The sequence below is a fragment of the Pseudoalteromonas sp. CR1 genome, from assembly GCF_019392235.1.
Taxonomy (GTDB): Bacteria; Pseudomonadota; Gammaproteobacteria; order Enterobacterales; family Alteromonadaceae; genus Pseudoalteromonas.
On record NZ_JAHXRM010000228.1, the window covers coordinates 1 to 274 of the forward strand.

1 protein-coding gene is annotated in these 274 nt (G+C 59.1%); it reads right to left on the bottom strand.

Annotation, left to right across the window (positions count from 1 at the left end; translation table 11 throughout):
• Nucleotides 1–274 (bottom strand): VCBS repeat-containing protein (locus tag KZZ04_RS19220; protein WP_219423863.1); only part of this gene is annotated, 274 nt, incomplete at both ends.

A 274-nucleotide genomic window follows, 5' to 3' on the forward strand; every position in this document is an offset into this window, starting at 1 on the left:
GGCCGTCTCCGTTCATGTCCGCCACTTGCACCGAAAACGGATATTCTCCCACGTCGAAACGCAGTTGATCCTCGAACGTGCCGTCACCGCGTCCCAACAGCACGGACACATCGCCGGAGTATCGGTTGTTCGTCACCAAGTCGAACTGGCCGTCACCGTTCACGTCCGCCACTTGAACCGAATACGGTCGATCTCCCACGGCGAATCGCCGTTGTTCCTCAAACGTGCCGTCACCGCGACCCAGCAGCACGGACACATCGTCGGAGTTTCGATT